Consider the following 1,071-nt stretch of genomic DNA (forward strand, 5'->3'; position numbering starts at 1 on the left):
CTGAGCGGAACGGAACTGTACCTGCTGGACGAACTATCGACCGGCCAGGCGATCAAGAGCATCGCATCCACCGATGTGACGGTCAACGGTGCCGCGGATGCCGACGGATTCTTCACGGTGACAGCCAATGCGGATATTGCCGCGGGTGCAACCTTCACACTGACGGTTACGGCGGATGTGGCGGCAGATATTGCCGCCGATGAGGTAAGCAATACGATCCACATCTGGGCGGATGACCCTGCGGGCGACTATAGCACGCCTGACGGTACGGCCACCACGCCGGATTATCCGGTGGACCGCGATTACGGCTTTGACGATGATGCAATTGAGAAGATTGGCACATTTAGTAACGGAGTGCTTGTCAACGCTGTTGCGGGTGAAGAATATACGTATACGGTTACGGTGACGAATCAAGGTCCTTCAGATATTGCCGCCGGTACAGTTATCTATTTTCAGGATTTGGTCAGTCCGGGACAAACGCTTACCGGAATCAGCTACCAAGGCAGTCCGGTTGCATTCGATGCTTCCACAGGCCGTTTTGCACTGCCTGTCTCTGCGGCGGTTCCTGTGGGTGGGTCATTTAGTTTTGAAGTGACGGTTAACGTAGATGCAGGTGTAACGGGGACAATTGAAAACACCATCCGTATCTGGCAGGATGATCCGGGGGCTACTCCGCCGACTCCTGACGGAGAGAAGACAACTGATCCGATCCCTGTGGACCAACTTACAGATCTATCAGTCCTTAAAACCGTGGATAATACCGCCCCCTATGTAGGCAGTAACGTGGTGTTCACGATCGTGGCCAGCAACAACGGTCCGAGCGACGCCACGGGCGTGGTGGTGACGGACGAACTGCCGTCGGGGTACGAATACGTAAGCTCGGATGCGAGCGCGGGTACGTTTGACGCGGCTGCGAATACATGGACGGTTGGCGGCCTGGCCAACGGTGCCAGCGAGACGCTGACCCTCACGGCGCGTGTACTTGCGGCTGGCGATTACATCAACTATGCGAGCGTGGACGGCGACGAGCATGATCCGGACGGTGACAACAACGAGGATACCCCGGACGAT

At 56.6% G+C, this 1,071-nt stretch carries 1 protein-coding gene; it reads left to right on the forward strand.

The genetic code is table 11. The features are described from left to right. Nucleotides 1-1,071: DUF11 domain-containing protein (locus tag IEX60_RS24710; protein WP_188754065.1), on the forward strand; the 1,071-nt coding region annotated here is incomplete at both ends.

It is taken from the genome of Parapedobacter defluvii, from assembly GCF_014642075.1.
Lineage (GTDB): Bacteria > Bacteroidota > Bacteroidia > Sphingobacteriales > Sphingobacteriaceae > Parapedobacter > Parapedobacter defluvii.